This is a genomic window from Ruminiclostridium cellobioparum subsp. termitidis CT1112 (genome assembly GCF_000350485.1).
In the GTDB taxonomy this organism is placed as follows: domain Bacteria; phylum Bacillota; class Clostridia; order Acetivibrionales; family DSM-1351; genus Ruminiclostridium; species Ruminiclostridium termitidis.
Genome location: NZ_AORV01000031.1, coordinates 1 through 19,798, shown reverse-complemented (window position 1 = coordinate 19,798; position 19,798 = coordinate 1). Strand labels below are relative to the sequence as shown.

13 protein-coding genes are annotated in these 19,798 nt (G+C 39.6%); 12 read left to right on the top strand and 1 reads right to left on the bottom strand.

The genetic code is table 11. The features are described 5' to 3' along the window. The first annotated feature begins 155 nt into the window (after positions 1-155). From CTER_RS10690 to CTER_RS26955, 9 genes are all read left to right on the top strand, one after another. Positions 156-848, top strand: a complete 693-nt coding sequence (locus CTER_RS10690) for an MgtC/SapB family protein (protein ID WP_004625621.1) — start codon at positions 156-158, stop codon at positions 846-848. Between the two features lie 973 nt (positions 849-1,821). Next, on the top strand, positions 1,822-4,545 hold the full coding sequence (locus CTER_RS10685; RefSeq protein ID WP_004625507.1) for a calcium-translocating P-type ATPase, SERCA-type: 2,724 nt from the start codon (positions 1,822-1,824) through the stop codon (positions 4,543-4,545). 206 nt (positions 4,546-4,751) lie between these two features. Then, a complete protein-coding gene (locus tag CTER_RS10680; RefSeq protein ID WP_004625667.1) occupies positions 4,752-6,587 on the top strand; it encodes a sensor histidine kinase in 1,836 nt (611 codons plus the stop codon). Between the two features lie 143 nt (positions 6,588-6,730). Then, positions 6,731-8,332 carry a response regulator gene (locus CTER_RS10675; protein WP_040760860.1) on the top strand — a complete coding sequence of 534 codons (1,602 nt, stop codon included), beginning with the start codon at positions 6,731-6,733 and terminating at the stop codon, positions 8,330-8,332. Positions 8,333-8,760: 428 nt separating this feature from the next. Then, the gene (locus CTER_RS10670; protein ID WP_004625624.1) at positions 8,761-10,113 is read left to right on the top strand and encodes an extracellular solute-binding protein; all 1,353 of its coding nucleotides are present in this window, start codon (positions 8,761-8,763) and stop codon (positions 10,111-10,113) included. A 122-nt stretch (positions 10,114-10,235) separates the two neighbouring features. Continuing rightward, positions 10,236-11,117 (top strand): carbohydrate ABC transporter permease, encoded by an 882-nt coding sequence (locus tag CTER_RS10665; protein ID WP_004625485.1) that lies wholly within the window; start codon positions 10,236-10,238, stop codon positions 11,115-11,117. Between the two features lie 36 nt (positions 11,118-11,153). After that, a complete protein-coding gene (locus CTER_RS10660; RefSeq protein ID WP_004625629.1) occupies positions 11,154-12,008 on the top strand; it encodes a carbohydrate ABC transporter permease in 855 nt (284 codons plus the stop codon). A gap of 1,360 nt (positions 12,009-13,368) precedes the next feature. After that, on the top strand, positions 13,369-13,728 hold the full coding sequence (locus CTER_RS10645; RefSeq protein WP_004625512.1) for a BlaI/MecI/CopY family transcriptional regulator: 360 nt from the start codon (positions 13,369-13,371) through the stop codon (positions 13,726-13,728). Between the two features lie 10 nt (positions 13,729-13,738). Further along, positions 13,739-15,196 (top strand): M56 family metallopeptidase, encoded by a 1,458-nt coding sequence (locus CTER_RS26955; RefSeq protein ID WP_004625592.1) that lies wholly within the window; start codon positions 13,739-13,741, stop codon positions 15,194-15,196. Positions 15,197-15,521: 325 nt separating this feature from the next. Here CTER_RS26955 and CTER_RS10635 read toward each other — a convergent pair whose 3' ends face one another. Beyond that, positions 15,522-16,064 carry a hypothetical protein gene (locus tag CTER_RS10635; protein ID WP_004625628.1) on the bottom strand — a complete coding sequence of 181 codons (543 nt, stop codon included), beginning with the start codon at positions 16,062-16,064 and terminating at the stop codon, positions 15,522-15,524. A 374-nt stretch (positions 16,065-16,438) separates the two neighbouring features. On the opposite strand from CTER_RS10635, the gene CTER_RS10630 reads away from it, so the two are divergent. The 3 genes from CTER_RS10630 to CTER_RS10615 all read left to right on the top strand — a co-directional run. After that, entirely contained in the window at positions 16,439-17,227 is a 789-nt protein-coding gene (locus CTER_RS10630; protein ID WP_004625494.1) for an IS5 family transposase, read from the top strand. Positions 17,228-18,390: 1,163 nt separating this feature from the next. After that, positions 18,391-19,338: an ABC transporter ATP-binding protein gene (locus tag CTER_RS10620; protein WP_004625520.1), complete on the top strand. Its 948-nt coding sequence runs from the start codon at positions 18,391-18,393 to the stop codon at positions 19,336-19,338. A 3-nt stretch (positions 19,339-19,341) separates the two neighbouring features. Then, on the top strand, positions 19,342-19,798 hold a 457-nt coding region (locus CTER_RS10615), incomplete at its 3' end, for an ABC transporter permease (protein WP_004625503.1).

Genomic DNA, 19,798 nt, shown 5'->3' with positions numbered 1-19,798 from the left:
AATTGAATCTTCCTTAAGCGGAAAAGCTATGTAGGCTGTAGTAACTACATAGCTTTTTCCGTTTAAAAAACTACATTAATTTTCCAGGTTGATATATAATAATAACATCATAAAAATTAATCGGCCTTTAACTGTGGCAGAAACGGCGGTATTCGATGTGGTTAATAAATTATATTGTCAGCCAGTCTGATTTTTATATATCAATGATATTAAGGCTTGCAGCTGCCTGTGTACTCGGCGGAATTATAGGTTTTGAGCGTGAACACGTACATAGGCCTGCCGGACTCAGAACCCACATACTGGTATGTGTGGGCTCTGCTCTTGTGATGGTAACCTCTGAATTTATATATTACCGTTATTCCTCCCATGTAAATGTGGACCCTGCCAGGCTTGGCGCCCAGGTTATAAGCGGAATAGGCTTTCTTGGTGCCGGCACAATCATAAAAGAAGGTATAAGTGTCAAAGGTCTGACAACCGCAGCCAGTCTATGGGCTGTATCCTGTGTGGGAATAGCCGTAGGTATAGGTTTTTATTCAGGAGCCATAATCGCTACTGTAATAATCTTCCTGATACTTGTTGTAATCAAGAAAACCCAGGGGAAAATTACAATGCAGAAAAACGCCAGACTGTTTATTCACACCCGGATAAAAAAGGGAGAAGTGAATGAACTATCCGGTTTAATCCAGGAAATGGGTGTCAAAATTAAAAGGACCGATTTTGTAAGCAGTGAGATAGACGGCGAAATGGTAATCCGCTTCACGCTTGACATCTCGGGTCAAGTATCAATGGCTGAATTGATAGAAGCCATCCTGTGCCATGAGCATGTAAGGCGCGTCTACGAGGAATAGCATATGTGTTAATCAGCTTAAAATGCGGCTGGTTCTGAGACGAATTCAATATTCTTTTTATAATTCAACAAAATGCTTGAGAAGTTTAGGTCAGTAGGGATGCGTAGGAGTAGCTGCCCAAAGCGAGACAATTTAAAATCATGAATTTCTGATAATAGTGCGCGAGGACAAACATCAAAAAATGGAAGCTCCATTAAAAGCACATGCTTGAAATTGCAGGCGAAATAAATGAAACATGGTACAAGCTTCAAAATGAATTTGAAGGGTCAAGATTATTTGTTAGTCAGCTTCAAATGTGGCTGGTTCTGACAAATTCAACATTATTTTTTATAATACAACAAAATGCGTGAGAAGTATAGGTCAGTAGGGGATGCATAGGAGGTAGCTTCCTAAAAGCGAGACAATTTAAAATCATGAATTCCTGGTAATAGTGCGCGAGGAGAAACATCAAAAAATGGAAGCTCCATTAAAAGCACATGCTTGAAATTGCAGGCGAAACACAAGTATTTTGCTGGCAAATCGGCAGGAAGCCGATTTGAGCAGCAACCCGAAACAGGAGGTTGAGTTTGCTGCGACAGCAAAAATACTTGTGAGGAGCCGTACAAATTTCAGCATGTGCTTTGTGAGCTATCCATTTTTTGATGTTTGTACGGGAGCACTATTAACTATTATATATATCATGTATTTAAATTGTATTAATGTTGCAGTCCGACAGTGTACAACCCATTGACCTAAATCAGCACAGGAGCATTTACAATTAATTTGCATCAAATAATAAATTAATAAATAAAAATATTGAATTTTCATATTATTTCATATTACATTCCAGCCCCCATTTCAAGCTGATTAAATCTCAATAATCTTGTACTATTTTCCCTCCCTCCCGAATAAAAATATTCATAGCATGACTTTCAAAAACAGTACCAATTTTTATTGAAAGTCATGCTAAATACCAGAGAGGCGAGAAAATGTCATGAGTGTTATTGAATCTATGTTGAATTATGCAAAATCAGAAAATATACTAACGACAGGCCTTACCGACAAGGAGGCCAAATCTAAGCTTCAAAAGCACGGCCTTAACATTTTGGCCGAGAGAAAGAAAATATCACCTTTAAAGATACTGTTTCAGCAATTTACCGATTTGATGGTTATAATTCTGATGATCTCAACCGTTATTTCGGGCTTAATGGGTGAAATGACCGAGGCTGTCACCATAATAGCTATTGTTGTGGTAAATGCAATAATGGGTTTTGTCCAGGAATTCAAAACCGAGAAAACCATGGAGGCATTAAAGTCCCTGGCAGCACCAAGTGCCAAGGTCATCAGGAATGAGCAGCAGGTGAGCATTCCGGCAGAAGAAATTGTTCCTGGGGATGTTCTTGTCATAGAGGCAGGAGACCGTATTGCCGCCGACGCAGCCATTCTGGAAAGCAGCAGTCTGCATGTCGACGAGTCACTCCTTACAGGGGAATCGGTTCCCGTTGAGAAGAATCCTATTAAAAACAACAAAGCGCTCATAGACCCTTTCGATAAAAAATCCTCCGTTTATATGGGAACCGTGGTAACCGGCGGCAGAGCCAAAGCTGTAGTTTATGCCACCGGTATGAAAACCGAAATGGGCCATATTGCCGATATGATCCAGAATATTGAAGATGATGAGACGCCGCTGCAGAGAAGGCTTGCACACCTGGGTAAGTTTATTGCCGTGGGATGTCTGCTGATATGTGCAATCGTCTCCATAGCAGGCGTCATCCGCGGTGAAAAGCTCTTCAACATGCTGCTCTCGGGGATCAGCCTGGCCGTGGCCGCCGTCCCTGAAGGACTTCCGGCAATAGTCACCATATCCCTGGCTTTGGGTGTCCAGAGAATGTTGAAAAGAAATGCCCTGATCAGAAAGCTGCCGGCAGTTGAAACCCTGGGCTGCGCCAGCATAATTTGTTCGGATAAAACAGGGACACTCACAGAGAACAAGATGACAGTGAGAAAAATATATGCGGCAGGCTACCAGCTTTCGGTTACAGGCAACGGTTACAATCTGGAGGGGGACTTTCTTGCTGACAACAGATCTTCCGACCCCCTGAAAGTGGAAGGAGTAAAACTGGCACTGGAGATCGGAGCTCTGTGCAACAACTCAGTCATAACCAGGCCCGCTTCCGAAAATACCGCTATGGGTAAAATCAAATCCATTTTCTCCAAACAGGATACCCTGAGAATCTCGGGGGATCCCACCGAAATAGCCTTGACCATTGCTGCCGCAAAGGCGGGGATAACTCAGAACAGTTTGAACGGAACTTATCAGAGAATAGATGAGCTCCCCTTTGATTCGGATAGAAAGTGCATGTCAATAGTCTGTAAAAGCAACAAGGGAGAGGTGTATGTATTCACAAAAGGCGCCCCCGATATGATTATTGACAAGTGCAACAGAATAATGTCGGTCAGGGGAATTATCAAGCTGGACGAATTGACAAGAAGGTCGATAACCAGGATAAACGACAGTATGGCCAACAATGCCCTGAGAGTAATGGGTCTGGCCTTTAGAAAACTGGAGACCGGCACTTACAATCCAAATACCAAAAATGTGGAAAATGACCTTATATTTGTGGGATTGATGGGAATGATCGACCCTCCGAGAAAAGAAGCCATAGAAGCTGTTCAAAAATGCAGGCTTGCAGGTATAAAGCCCATAATGATAACCGGGGACCATAAGCTCACAGCCACAGCTATAGCCAGAGAATTAAACATTTACTGTGAGGGGGATAATGTATTGACAGGTGCCGAGCTTGACAAAATGAATGAGTCACAGCTCGAAAATATGGCTCCTTCTGTGTCAGTGTATGCAAGAGTCTCTCCCAAGCACAAGCTGATGATTGTCAGGGTGCTTAAGAAATTGGGTCACATAGTTGCCATGACAGGAGACGGAGTAAATGATGCTCCTGCCGTAAAAGAGGCCGATATCGGAGTATCCATGGGTATAACCGGCACTGATGTGACAAAGGAGGCCTCCTCCATGGTACTGCTGGATGACAATTTTGCAACCATAGTTGCGGCGGTAGAAGAGGGAAGGGTTATTTACAACAATATCAGAAAATTTATAAGATACATGCTGGCATGTAATCTGGGTGAAGTATTGACCATGTTTTTGGGTATGATTATGTGGCTTCCCATACCGCTGCTGCCTATTCAGATATTATGGGTAAACCTTGTTACCGACGGATTGCCGGCCATAGCCCTCGGACTGGATCCCGCAGAAAATGACATCATGATGAGAAAACCCCGGGGAGCAAAGGATCATATCTTCTCCCACGGCCTGCTGAAATTAATAGTATCAAGAGGGATATTCATCGGTTTGAGCACACTGGGTGTATTCGTCAGCATATTGTATTTCGTAGATAGTGTCGAGCTGGCCCGCACAGGAGCATTTATGACATTGGTAATGACACAGCTGATCCACGTGTTTGAGTGCAAATCTGAAACAAAAAACATATTCGAAATACCCATATTTAATAACATTCCCTTGATACTTGCAGTTCTGTGCTCGTTGGTAATGATACTTGGAGTGGTATATATACCTGCACTTCAGACAATTTTTGAAACAGTGCCTCTCGGCCTTAATGAATGGCTGCTCATCATGGGCTTTACCTTGATGGGACCTGTATTATCAAGCCTGCTGGGAGTTAACAGGAAAAGACATAATTAACAAAATAAAAAATATTTATATAAAGTATTATATTTATGTAAATTAAAGCCTAATTGAATAAACGGCTGTTGTTTGACTGCAGAACAGGCGCAGGCGTGTTTACAATACAGGGACTATTTAATATAATCAAAGTATTAAAAATCCGGGTAGGGTGATCATGTCTACGCCATATTTCATGTTTTCGGAAGTTTATCGGAGGGCGGAAAATGCAGAAGGTGACGAAGGTATTTAAGCATAAAATCCATGGGAATATGCAGCAAAGACTGATGAACCTTTCCATAAGTGCAAAAATCGTGGCCTACTATCTTATACTTCTGGCAATTTCCATAGGGATAAGTGCAGTACTGTATTCAAGGGTCAACTCTGCAATCGCTCTGGGTCCCGTAAGCAACATATCCTTTCAGCTGCTGCATACAGTCAGTACAAGCACAAATACGGTTATAGGAAATGTAGCCGAATTTTCCAAACTTATCGTATCAAATGATGAAATACAGGATTCTCTTCGGAACACTTTGACAAACTACAGCTTTGCATACCAGCATCAGGCTGATGTGGCGGTGGACAGGCTGGTAGGGGGAAGTTCGTATGCCTCGTCGATTCACATATTCGACTTGAGAGGCCATAAGTACAGCGCAGAAAAAGGTATTGCCAGAACGGTAAAGATTACGAATATAACTCAGGCTCCCTGGTATAACGAGGTTATGAAAAAGAAAGGGAGCTATATTCTGGCCTATAATGCAGGGGGAATATTCAACCCTGTGAGTTTCGAAGGAAGTTTTATATCTCTTATAAGGGTTATAAATGATCTGCATACGCAAACCCCGCTTGGTATATTGGTTTTAAATATCCCTGAGGCGGTGCTTGAAAAATCCTGCTATGATATGACAAACAATCCCGATGCCGAGATACTGCTCATGGATGGCCAGGACAACATACTGATAGATTCGGATAATACCTCGGGTTTTGATCTTACAAAATTCATATATGACAATGAAAAATTAAATAAGAAATATACACTGTGGAAGTCCGACCAAACCGAGTACATGGTATCTTATCTGAGGATTGATGAAACGGGCTGGAAGGTAGCCAGCATAATACCCTACAGAGAGCTTTCCAAGGAGTCGGGGTTCATAGGGCTGGTAACATTTTTACTGGTGGCGGTAAACAGCTTGCTTTTATTTGTGGGCTCGATTTTTATCTCGAGGACCATAACCGTGCCTATAAAGAAGTTTTGCGAAGCCATGAAGGGAATAGAAAAGGGCGAATTCAAAAAGGTGCAGCTGAAGGCAGGCAAGGATGAAATAGGCAGGCTCAGAGACGGCTACAACACAATGGTGGAGGAGATACAAAAACTGATTTACAGGATAGTTGAGGAGCAGAAGCTGAAGCGGAAAACAGAGCTGGAAGTGCTGCAGGCGCAGATAAAGCCTCACTTTTTGTATAATACCTTCGATTCCATAAGCTCACTTGCACTCTCGGGAAAAAACCAGGATGTCTACAATATAATGAAGGCACTTGGAAACTATTACAGGACAAGCCTGAGCAAGGGGAAGGAGCTCATTACCATTGGAGAGGAACTTGATGTGGTGAGCAACTATTTGAAGATTCAGAAATACCGTTATGAGGATATGTTCTCGGTGGAATATGACATCGATGAGGAGGTTAAAAAGTATAAGATACTGAAGCTTGTTTTACAGCCTTTTGTGGAGAATGCTCTGTACCATGGGATCAGACCCATGCAAAAAAGCGGTTCCATATATATAGGTGCAAAATATCACGGAGATTCCATCGAACTGATTATTGCGGACAATGGTATGGGCATGACCGGGGAAGATGTACAGAAACTGACCTCTGGTAAAACTGCCCGGGAGAAAAACAGCTTTGGTATATGGGGAACAATAGAGCGGCTGAAAATCCTTTATGGAATAGAAGAGATCGTCACTATTGAAAGCAGTCCCGGAAACGGCACCAGGGTCATTATAAAAATACCTGCGGAGCATCCCCAGAATGAACTCCCCGAGCTGAAAACCGGGGAGGCATAGACATATCAGCAACAGGTTCTTTTACAGCTCAGTGACTGTTAATTATTGAAGTACACCTTCACGGCTTATCCGGTTCACGATGGGTATGTGGAGTCAGCGGTTAATTTTAATATTTGTGAACCGGAAAGGCAACGGTGTTTTAAATGTCGGAAGATTTGATGAAAGTAATGCTTGTAGAGGATGAACGCCTTGTACTTGAGCTGCTCAAGGCTTGTATAAACTGGGAGGAGATAGGTTTCAACATAGCGGGTGAATGCTCAAGTGCCATGGCGGCGCTGGAGCTCGTGGACACTCTGCTTCCCGATGTCATAATTACCGATATCTGCATGCCTGTAATGGACGGGCTGGAATTCAGCAAAACAGTCAGTGAGAAACATCCGCATATAAAGATCATCGTATTGACAGGCCATGAGGAATTTGAGTTTGCCAAAAAGGGTATAAAGGTGGGAGTCTCGGATTTTCTCCTGAAACCCATTAATGACGATGAAATCACCAGGGCTTTAATATCCATAAGAGAAAAAATAATTAAGGAAAGAACTCTTTCCAAAGGTTATGAAAAGCTGAAAAAACAGCTGGAGCAGAATCTCCCATTTTTAAGGGAAAAACTTTTCAATGAATTGATTCAGGGAGGCTTTGACCTGGCGTCAATTGATGAGAGGCTTTCATACTTTGACATAAAGTTCGGCGCGGCAGACTTCCGGATTGCTGTTGTAGAGGTGGAGGATATAATAGAAGAAAATTCCGGAGATGAGGAGCATAAATTAATAAACAAGATGAGATGTATTGATTATATCCGCCGGTCTTTTGAAAAAGATGATTATGTAAATGTTTTTTTTGATAACAGCCAGAGGATTGTTGTCATGTCCAACGAAACGGCTCTTGATCTTGAAGAATGCTGTGAAACCATAAAATCCATGCTGCTTAACAGGCTCAAATGTTCAATAGCTATTGGAATAGGAAATATCCACAGCGGGATCGATAAAGTGTATCTCTCTTATAAAGAGGCATGTGATGCCGTCAGCTACAAGTTTGTTGTGGGTAAAAACCAGGTTGTCAGCTTCTCGGATATCTGGTCCTCCACCGGTGCAAACATGAGGGTAGACAATGACAGTATGGGCCGTTTCGGTTTCTATGTAAAATCAGGGCTTTTGGAAAAAGTGGGGGAAACCATCGATCTGTTTTTCGGCGAGGAGGAGAATGCCTGTAAATCATTGGAACAGGCCCGTGTAATTGCCTGTAATTTAATATCGGTAATTATGAATGTTATTATAATGTCCGACATAAACCAGAAGGATATATTTAAAAACAATCTGCAGCCCTTTGAAAAGATCTTCAAGCTGGATACATTGCCCGATATCAAAGAGTATCTCAAGAATACGGCTTCGGCAGCAACTCTGTCGGTCAGCAGTCAGCAGGGGAAAAAGGCCAGAAAGATTTTGCAGGATGTAAAAGAATATATTCATGATAATTATACCGATTCAAATTTGTCACTTTCAGAAGTTGCAAAGAAATTTTTCCTGAATTTAAGCTATCTCAGCCGTATTTTCAAGGAAGAAACCGGACAGACCTTTGTGGATTACCTCATGAAATTGAGAATGGAAAAAGCCTTTAAGCTGTTGGGAGACACAGACTTAATGGTATATGAAATAGCCGGGCAGGTGGGGATAAACGATCCTCACTATTTCAGCATATGCTTCAAAAAGTACACCGGCTTAAGTGCAAATGACTACAGAAAATCCAAATAAAGTTTATTTCCTTTCAGGCTTCTCATTGGTGTATACGTTCTCGCGCACTATTTGAAGCACAAGCTCTGCAAAGTTGTTCCCGGTGAGGCAGCAGCTATTTATTCCGGAAAATATCTGTGCTTTTAATCTAGTGGTCTGTAACACCTAAAAGTCACATATTGCCGACGGTTAAATCCCCGCAGAATTTCGTTGTCGTCCTTGTCAATACATACAGTATTGCCTTCGTCCTCCGCCTTATGCTGCGAAAATTTTCCTCGACGGCAATATACGTTTTAGATGTTACAGACCACTAGCACAATACGTTTAATAATTTCACACAGAAAAAATTTTATACTTTTCAGTAAAACTAATGAATTTATATATGCAGCATCTTAGCTTATTATTAACTTGCAGTAAAAAATATAAATAACTTTTAGGAGGAAATTAAAATGAAGAGATTTGCATTAAGAGTTATGACTGCTGCTCTTTCAGTTGCTATTGCAACCAGCCTTGCAGCATGTGGAAGTAATTCCGCTGGATCAAATTCACCTGATACTTCAGCTGCCGGTTCTACAACAACCGAGACATCTGCAAAGCCATCAGAAACAAAAAGTGCAACTGTCAGGGTTTGGACGCTGTGGACAGATCCGACCAAGGACTCAAATGCCGCATATTTCTATAAGGTATTGGAATCCGCAAAAACTGAGCTGGCCAATATTACTATCGAACATGATGCAACAGAAAACGAATCCTATAAGACAAAGCTAAAGACTGCTGTTGCTGCAAATGAAGCTCCAGACGTATTCTACAGCTGGGGTGCAGGTTTCACCAAACCTTTTGTAGATGCAGGTAAAGTTCTTCCATTGGATGAATATATTGCTTCATCAGGAGCAGGTGATAAAATTCTTCCGGGTGCAACAGACTTCTTCAAATTTGACAATAAAACATACGGAATTCCTTATTCAAAATGGGTTGCCGTACTCTACTGCAACAAGGATTTATTCGATCAGAACGGTGTTAAGATACCGGCTACTTACGACGAACTTCTCACAGCTGTAAAAGCTTTCAGAGCCAAGAATATCACTCCTATCACCGTTGGTGGTAAAGACAGATGGCCCGCAATGTTCTTCCAGAATGCTCTTGCTCTTCGTACGGCAGGTGCTCAGGCATGTGTTGATGCATTAAATAAGACTGCTTCCTATGATCAGCCGGCATTTGTCGAATCGGCCGCAAAGCTGAAAGAACTTGTTGATGCAAAGGCATTTAACGATGGCTGTCTCGGTTTGACAAACGATGAATCGGCAGTTCCGTTTACAGAGGGTCAGATTCCAATGTATTACATGGGTAACTGGTTTGTAGGAAATATAATGGGCAAAGACAGCAAGGTTGCCGATAAGGTTCAGGCTGTTGCATTCCCGATGGTTAATGACGGAAAAGGTACTTCTGATGAATTCTTCGGCGGTTCCATAGAAGGTTTCTGTGTAAGTGCCAACGCTGCCGACAAGGATGCTGCCTGCAAGACAGCAGGATATCTGTCGGAGACAATGGCAAAGCTCACAGCTGATGACGGCGGTCTTGCCACATGGAAGGTTGACGGCGTTGATGAGTCAAAGATCAATGCATTGGCCAAACAGATAAAAGATTTGACAGCAAATGCAAAATCATATGTTCTTGCATGGGATACCTTCCTTGAAGGTGCTGATGCCGAAACTCACAAGAACCTTGTAGCAGAAATATATGCAGGAAAGAAAACTCCTGAAGAATTTGCCAAGGAAATGCAGAAATTGAATGAAAAGAAATAAATACTAAAACAGTGGAATTATTAACGGTCAGGGAATAATCCAGGGTGTCCGCTCGGAAACTACATGCGAGTCAGCATTTTCTCAGCGGACACCTTTGCCGTTAATAATTGTGAGGTGGAAAAATGGAGAGAGTACTGAGCAACAAAAAAGCTATATGTTTTTTTATTCTTCCTGCTCTGATTATATTCATTGCGATAATTATTTTTCCTATATTCATGTCGGGGTATTACAGTACGCTTCAGTGGGATGGAATAGGAAAAAGCAAATTTATTGGTATTGATAACTATATTACTTTATTTACAAATCACGAAGATGGCTTTATCGAGTCAATAAAAAATTCGGTCATATTGGCGTTTTTGTCAGTATTCATACAGCTTCCAATATCTTTAGTGCTGGCTCTGGTATTATCCAACAAAGTCAGAGGAGAGAATTTCTACAGGTCGGTATATTTTATACCTGTCATAGTTTCAACGGTTGTAATAGGACAGCTGTGGATGAAAATATACCACCCGGGCTATGGTTTGCTGAATACATTTTTAAGAAATATCGGTCTGGATTCATTGGCCAAAGAGTGGATAGGAAGCACTGATACCGCACTTGGAGCGGTATTTGTCCCTGTTGTGTGGCAATACATCGGTTATCACATGCTTCTGATGTACGCAGCCATTAAATCCATTTCTTCCGATATTATGGAAGCGGCTAAAATAGATGGAGCGTCTTCGGTACAAACTGCGTTCAGAATAACCATTCCGTTGATTAAGCCCATATTGGAAGTTTGCGTGACATTTGCCGTAATAGGTTCATTGAAAACCTTTGACCTCATTTACGTCCTTACCGGAGGAGGTCCGGTACATGCAACCGAGGTTCCGAGTACCCTTATGTTTAATACTATTTTCCATAAGTATCAATATGGTTACGGCAGTTCAATGGCCATATTCATAATAGGGGAGTGTCTTTTGCTTACAGTTGTGATACAAAAGCTTTTCAGAATGAAAAAGGCATAATAAGCAGATTAAATAAATGAGGGGTTGAGGGATTATATGAAGAAAATAAAAAACAGTAATAAAAAGCCTGTTACCATAGGCGGCATAGTCCTGCAAATAGTATTGCTCATAATTGCTTTTATACAGATATATCCGTTTATATGGCTGCTTCTGTTTTCCTTTAAGAGCAACGGGGAGATATTCGGCTCCAATGTGGTGGGATTTCCGAATAAGCTGCTATGGGAAAACTATCAGCAGGCTCTGACAAATGGAAGGGTTGGAATATACTTTATAAACAGTGCCCTGGTGACGGTTGTTACTATTATGATATCATCGGTAGTGGCGGCAATGGCTTCCTATGGAATTGTAAGAATGAAGTGGAAGCTCAGCGGAGTTACACTTATATTCTTTCTTATGGGTCTGATGATACCCATCCATGCAGCACTGCTGCCGCTTTTCATGTTTTTTTCAAAACTGAAGCAGCTTAACTCATATTGGAGTTTGATTTTCCCATATGTGGGATTTGCAATTCCAATGGCCATTTATATATTCTCAGGCTTTCTCAGGGACATTCCCAAAGAAATGGAAGAGTCGGCGCTTCTGGATGGCTGCAGCATTTACAACAGCTTTTTCAGAATAATTCTTCCTTTGATAAAGCCTGCAATAGCAACCGTTTCAATATTCACCTTCCTGTCTTCCTGGAATGAGCTGATGTTTGCGGTAACCTTTATAAGCAAGTGGCAATACAGAACACTTACCGTCGGAATTCAGCAGATGGTTGGCCAGTATACCACCAGCTGGGGCCCCATAGGAGCCGGTCTGGTAATAGCAACTATTCCGACCCTGCTGATATATTGCCTGCTCAGCAACCAGGTCCAGAAGAGTCTTATATCCGGAGCGGTAAAGGGATAGTCCGGCTGCCGACAGGCATTTGATTTAACGCGTTGGGCTATTTATTTTATATTTTGCTTTACCTGCGTAATTTTTATATCAACTGGTAACTTCCGTACTAACTTCATAAAATAAAGATGCACCCAAAACAATTGCGAAAATTGTATCGCCTCATTTTAAGCGGTTTTGTCGTCGCTCAAACTCGACCTCCTGTCTCGATTTGAAGCTCAAAGCAACGTCCTGTTGCTTTGCCGGCAAAACCGCTTTACCTTCGTCGACAATTTACCGCAATTGTTTTTAACTGTGCATCTTATTTCATGAAGTTGTACTCGCGTACCAGTTGACTCTGATTAAATATATCTGTAAAGCAAAAAGAAAATAAAGATACCGGTAAAATTTCAGGCATTTTTTTGCAGCCGTCCAAGTGACAGGAGCTCCCAAAGGGCTGTCCAAAATAAGTTTAAATACATTAACGTACAAAATTATTAAAAATCTGCTGATACCCATTATACTCCTGATATTTTTATTGCTTACTGGTAGATTCTGTATAATAATCTAAATAGATTAAACAAAGGAGTATATTTATAATTTTGCCAAAGATTCTTAGTATTATTATGTCTGTTGTAATAATACTATTACTTACTGGAGCAATCAGATATTTTTTAGTAAAAAGGAAATAATATTTTAGATTGTTAAATTTCACAAAAAATAGAGCAATATTAGGCTTTTTTATATCTCTTAGAACTTTATTAAGCATGTCAATATTCTTTTCGTGTGCAATAGCGAGTTTAGGAATAAAGTGATTATTCCGCCATCCTCCGCCTTGTTCCGAAAAAATTTTCCTCGCCGGACAATATAAGTTAGATGTTACAGCCTACTAGTGATCGTAAACAATGACATTATTACCAATATAGTACTTCGCCTATTAGCCTCAAAATATTAATAAAATGACTGCAATTGCAATGATCACAAGCTATGGCTGTCGCTGATAAGGCAATATGAAAGGACTCGCAGTCAACAATAAACTGCAAATAGTTAAAAGCTTTCCTAAAACATAAAAAAACCTTGAGAGTAAAAACTCTGAAGGTTTTTCTTTTTTGCTGTAACCGGAAATTGCCCATCTTTGGCCTTTATGCTAGTAATGGCAATAAATTATTAATTATATGGCGTAATGACAGCATTCAGGAGTAAAATAAATTAATATTTATTTAAGTTAAAGTTTTTATATGGACGCTATTGGAACTGGATACGATAATCTTTAATTCTTTAATGTAATTATATACCAATTTAACAATGTAAAACTCTTGACATTTTCATTCTATCGTAATAGAATGAAAATGTAGACTTTCTATTGCAGTAGAACGGATGGTGAAAGGTGCTTATGGAAATCAAATTTTTTGATTCAGAACTAAAAGTAATGGACATTCTCTGGAAAGAGGGTGATACAACAGCTAAGAGAATTGCAGAAATCTTAACACGGCAGGTAGGATGGAGTAAAACTACTACTTATACGGTTATTAAAAAGTGCATTGAAAAGGGGGCCATAAGGCGATATGACCCCAATTTTGTTTGTCATCCCCTTGTAACAAGGGAACAGACACGAGAATTAGAAATCACAGAGTTTATCAATAAAATGTATGATGGAGCAGCCGATCAGCTCGTCGCTTCCATTTTGGGCCGGAAGAATTTATCGCTGGAGGAAATCAAAAGACTAAAAGAAATCGTCAATAAACTGGAATGAGGGGATGTTTATGAATATATTAACAATGAGCCTTTCGGCTTCTGTTTTCATTCTAGCAATTATAATAATCCGGGCACTTGCACTGTACTCACTTCCGAAAATGACGTTTTTCGCGCTTTGGATTGTGGCACTGTGTCGCTTGATTATTCCTTTTTCTGTTCACTCACCCTTCAGCCTTTATACTCTAATTAATATGCTGAGAACACACTTTTCAACAACAGATGCGACTATCATAGGTATGGCTTCAATAAATGTTGGAGCAGCGGTAGACACGATAAACATTTCATTGCCAAAAACGGCCTCCGAAAACATCTCTCCCCTTATTGCTGTATGGTTTATTGGCTTTTTGGCATGCGCCTTGTTTTTCCTCATTACACATTTTCGATGGCGCAGCGAATATAAGACAGCTCTGCCTATTGACAACGAATTTATTAGGGCCTGGCAGCAGATCCATTTGATAAGGCGAAAGGTAGAAATTAGGCAATCGGATAAAATAACCAGTCCGTTAGCTTATGGAATATTTCGGCCAGTGATTCTCCTTCCAAAAGGGACAGAATGGGCAAATGAAAAGCATTTGGAATACATTCTCATGCATGAATATGTGCATATTCGACGGTTTGACATAATAATGAAACTTTTACTTATTGCTGCTGTATGTGTACATTGGTTCAATCCATTAGTATGGATAATGTACATACTAGCAAACCGGGATATTGAATTATCCTGTGATGAAGCCGTTCTGAGGGCAGTTGGGGGAACAATGAAATCCGCTTATGCCCTTACTCTTATTAAGCTTGAGGAAAAGAGAAGCAGCATGATTCCGCTTATAAGCAATTTTAGCAAAAATGCTATCGAAGAAAGGATCGTTTCAATTATGAAAATGAAGAAAATCACAATTATAACTTTTTTAGCGACTGTTTTAATAGTCGCAGGTTTATCCACGGTATTCGCTACTATAGCTAAAAATGATACAAGAAATAGTGATAGAGTATCCACAACTGAAAGCTCAACTTCAACAGTAGCAGTTCCATCTTCGTCCAATTCAACCATATCTCCTGACAGGTTAGCAAAGATTGAAGCTGATACTCCTTCCGCCAAACCGATTGATGAGAAAGCTCTACAGGAATATTGGAAAATGGGGGCATTGAACGTTGACGGAGTGCCTTATTTGCCACTTGTTGATACGGCAAAAAACTTAGGATATACGGTAAATGTGGACACTAAAAATATAGACTCTGCTGAGTATCCAAACACTGTTGAATATAACTATGAGTTAGTGAAAGACGGAAAATCTCTTGGTATTGCCAGCATTGATATTTCTAATGGTAAGGTGGTAACATATATGATTGATGGAATCTTCTTAAATACACATGATAAAGCAACCAATATTATATTGCAGAAAGATACCGTATACATGTCCGCTCAGCTCTTCAAAGAGGCACTTGATACTAGTAATAAATTGCCGTAATCACATTCTCTATTTTAATTTCAGGTCGACGTATTCCTGATATTAGGTCCGAGAACTAAATAAGAATGAGTTACCAACGAACGCAGACTCCGAACATATCAGCGTTTAGAAAGGGACAGCATGTCCGCATCCGGATGCAGTATAGATTGATCACCAAGTTTGTCACTTATGACAAGCACACAAATAAACAGACCACTCAAATGAACGGTCTGTTTATTTGTTGAGTTATAACAGGATCTCAATTATTGCATTCTAAAAAATACTAAACTACACGGATTACTACTTTGTCATATGTGGACCAATTGTCTCACTGCTGATAAAAGATTTAGTTCAGCCTTACGGTGAAGTCGCCGGATATCGTACCAATAACGTCTATTGGGCCATCATTTACAAAAGATATGTAATAATTATATGCGGTGCTTAAGTTTGAAAAAGTTGTTGTATACGAGCCAGTATAGGAAGTGGTGGCAAATTTTTCAGTGCTTAAAACAAGTTTATTCGTGCCAGCTTGATATAAATTAATGTGGAAATACTTCGTCTGCTTAGCAGCACATGTTACATTCCAATCAACATAAAACTTTGACGCACCATTTGTGAAAAAATAGTAATTTGAATATATTTCGCCGTTGACTCCACTGAAAGAACCAGAGTAAGGTAAGTCTGTTCCGCTAGTTGGCTTACTAGTCGACATAGGAATTACAACTTCATTTGAAGAAGTAGCAGACTTTACAGATGTCATCTGGGTTGTTTGAGAAAATGGAGTAACATCTTTTTCGTTTGCTGCAAACGAATTTAAAGGAAAAATCGAGATTGCCATTAGTATTGCACATATTTTTGAAATACCTTTTAAAACTGATTTTTTGGTCATTTTCATGAACCTCCTATTATGATGATTTAAATACTAAAATTTAACAAATTTTACATATATTTGCAAATATTGTAATAATAAATAGAATATCATAAACATATTTGTATGTCAAATATATATGCATAAGTCAAATTAATAAAATAATAATCATTACAAATAGTAACTAGTTTTGGGTAAAAATGATTTAGCTAAAGATGTAGAATCAACTATGCATAAATATTATTGTTTCAATATATAACAGGTATTTCCATTTTGCAGTTTTTACTATTGATAAAAGGGTTAGGGGAAGTACTTCTAGGGAAACGCTGATTTAATTAAGCCAGACACTTATGGGTATAGTATAATAAAGGTATTAACTGAAAGGTGTCGATTTCATGAAACAGCAAACCTTTACAGATGTAGAATATTCCAACCGTAAAAGAAAAACAAAACGCGAAGAATTCCTTGAAGCAATGGACAATATTATTCCATGGTCATATTGGACAGATATTATTCGCCCTTATTATCCATCCGGAAAGCGAGGCTGTCCGCCGAAGGATATTGAAATGATGCTTCGTATGTATCTTATGCAAAACTGGTTCAACCTGTCAGATGTGGGTGTTGAAGATACAATCTATGACAGTTTTGCAATGAGGACTTTTATGCATATAGATTTTTTGACTGAGCAGGTTCCAGATGCCACAACTTTATTGCATTTTAGACATCTGATGGAAACCAATAAAATTGGTAAAAAAATATTTGACGATGTCAGGGAACGGTTGGATAAATCAGGGTTAATAATGCATGGCGGAACGGTTGTTGATGCAACACTGATTGCGGCACCTATATCTACTAAAAATATTGATGGTAAACGTGATCCGGAAATGCATCAAACCAAAAAAGGGAATGAGTGGTATTTTGGAATGAAAGTTCATTCAGGAGTTGATGCAGGAAGCGGATATGTTCATACTATTACAGGAACATCAGCAAATGTCCATGATATTGTTGAAACCTCTAAACTCATACGTGAAGATGACGAGGTAGTATATGGCGACTCAGGATACAGTGGAGCCCAAAAACGCAACGAATTCAAGGAAGATGAGCACTTATCATCAATTGAAATGCGAGTAAATGTGCGCCCATCAAGTATAAAAGTTACAGAGAAATATAAGGGAATCAACTAGCAGATAGAACACCGTAAATCATCAACGCGTAGTCAGAGCCGGTTGGAGTAAGGACTTTTGTCTGGGATAACTGCGCCTTTTTTGGGGTAATGTACCCAAAGTGGCACAAATATAGCAAATTTGAACCCCAAAAAGGGTTATTTACTAAAAAAGCAACTTGAATTCTGAGGGGATACATTAAAAGAGTTATTAATCAGCGTTTCCTTAGATTTCGTTCTTCAGTCGGTTGTTTTCATATACTGCTTTCCATCGCTTATTTTTCATACTCTTTTATATTTCATTTGATTGAATAATTTCTCTTTCCATTTCATCAATATTTCTTCCTAGTTTGCTGATGCTTCCACAATAAGCTATATCCGACCAACTATAATTATTTATAACATTTATGTACAGAATTAAAAACATTGACTAATTGTAACAATAGTGTTGATATTACAAAAAAACACATATAAGGGAGAATACTATAACGCAGTCATGCACAGGAATTTTTGAATTAGGCGTTCCGGTTGGAAAAGCTGCAGTGGAGGAAGCGTTACAGTGGGTTCGGAGGCTATGGTCGTGGCCTTTAAAGATAATCCCAAAATCACTACAAATGTATCTACTGATAAAACAAAGATACTTATGAGTTGGTCGGCAGTAGTAGTTGCTTATTATGGAATTGGTGATGTCGGAGTAATTCTTATTAACACTTACACTCACTCGGGTACGTGCAATTGGTTAGCTGCTGAGTTTGCTAATACGTAATAAAATTACATAATAGTATTATATACTAGAAGAAGAGCCATGTATATTAATGACATGAGATCATTTCCACTTGAAAACGTGTCGAAAAAACTATATAATCTTAAAATGACTAAACAATATATTCCATTTTTTTATTGGATTATTGTGAAATCCCAGTTATTGCTTTGTACAAATGTTACATTTCGTTCATAGTTTATTAAAAATAATTATGGATAATTAATAAAGGATGGCCAGCCATTCTTTGGAATGGCATGTTCAAGTCTCTGGAAACAGCACGACTATTCTCTTCCGGGATGGACGAGCCATTCTTTTGGGTGTATCAACAAAGCTAATTCCGGTAATACTCCTGAACATACAGTTATATTTATACAATTGACCGGTATGTTCCTGAATGCACGAAATAAATAGGGGGGAAAAGAATGATTGAGATTCAAAGTTTGACCAAAAGCTATGGTCAGATAAAGGCTGTAGACAATATCAGCTTTACAGTTGAAAAAGGTGAAGTGCTTGGTTTCCTTGGGCCTAATGGTGCCGGAAAATCAACAACCATGAATATTATAACCGGTTTCATTCCTTCTACCGAGGGTTCGGTTAAGGTTTGCGGATATGACATCATGGAAAATCCCGCAGAGGTTAAAAAAAGAATAGGCTATCTGCCTGAACTGCCGCCATTATATATGGACATGACAGTATCAGAGTATCTCAGTTTCGTTGCTGACCTGAAAGATGTGAGCAAGAAGCAGAAAAAGAGTCAGATGGCAGACATCATGGAGCTTGTAAAATTAACCGATGTCAGAGGCAGATTGGTGAAGAATCTTTCGAAAGGCTACAAGCAAAGAGTTGGCTTGGCTCAATCACTTTTGGGCAACCCCGAGGTTCTTATACTTGATGAACCTACAGTTGGCCTTGACCCCAAGCAAATAATTGAAATCCGCAAACTTATCAAGGCACTTGGAAAACAGCATACTATCATATTGAGTTCCCATATCCTGCCTGAGGTAAGTGCTGTCTGCGAGAGAGTAGTCATTATTAACAAAGGTAAAATTGCAGCAATCGACACGCCCGACAATCTGTCAAAGGGCATGAATACTGTCAGCAAGCTGTCGGCTACCATCGCCGGACCCAAGGGCTCGATCAGTAATGCAATTGAGGAGATATACGGAATAAAATATGTAGAACCCCACATTGAAAAAGAAAAGGATTTAACGGAATTTATTATTGAATCAGATAAGGAAATTGATATCAGACGACCTCTATTCTTTGCAATGGCCAAGGCTGGATATCCAATCATAGAATTGAAGTCCCTTGACCTTACACTCGAAGATATATTCTTACAGTTGACCACGCAGGAAAAGGAGGTTATATAAGTCATGTATTCAATTTTTAAAAAAGAGTTCAAATCCTATTTTAATTCACCTACAGCTTATGTAATGATCGGATTGTTCATATTTATTTCATCAATGCTTTTTTATATGAACCTTGCATCGGCAACAGCCGAATACAATTTCAATCTGAATTATATGGCGCTTATACTGGTGCTGATCGTTCCCATATTGACAATGAAGGTACTTGCCGATGAAAGAAAGAGCGGAACAGAGGTATTGCTTATAACCTCGCCTGCATCACTTACAAGTATTGTCGTGGGCAAATACCTGGCCGCTTTTTCAGTATTTCTTGTTATGACAGGCATAACCCTGATTTATCCTATAATACTTGCAGTGCTTGGTGAACCTGCTGTTTCGGAAATAATTGGCGGGTATATAGGCTTTATTCTTTTGGGAGCTTCATTTATAGCCTTCGGAGTTTTTGCTTCCTCTCTGACTGAAA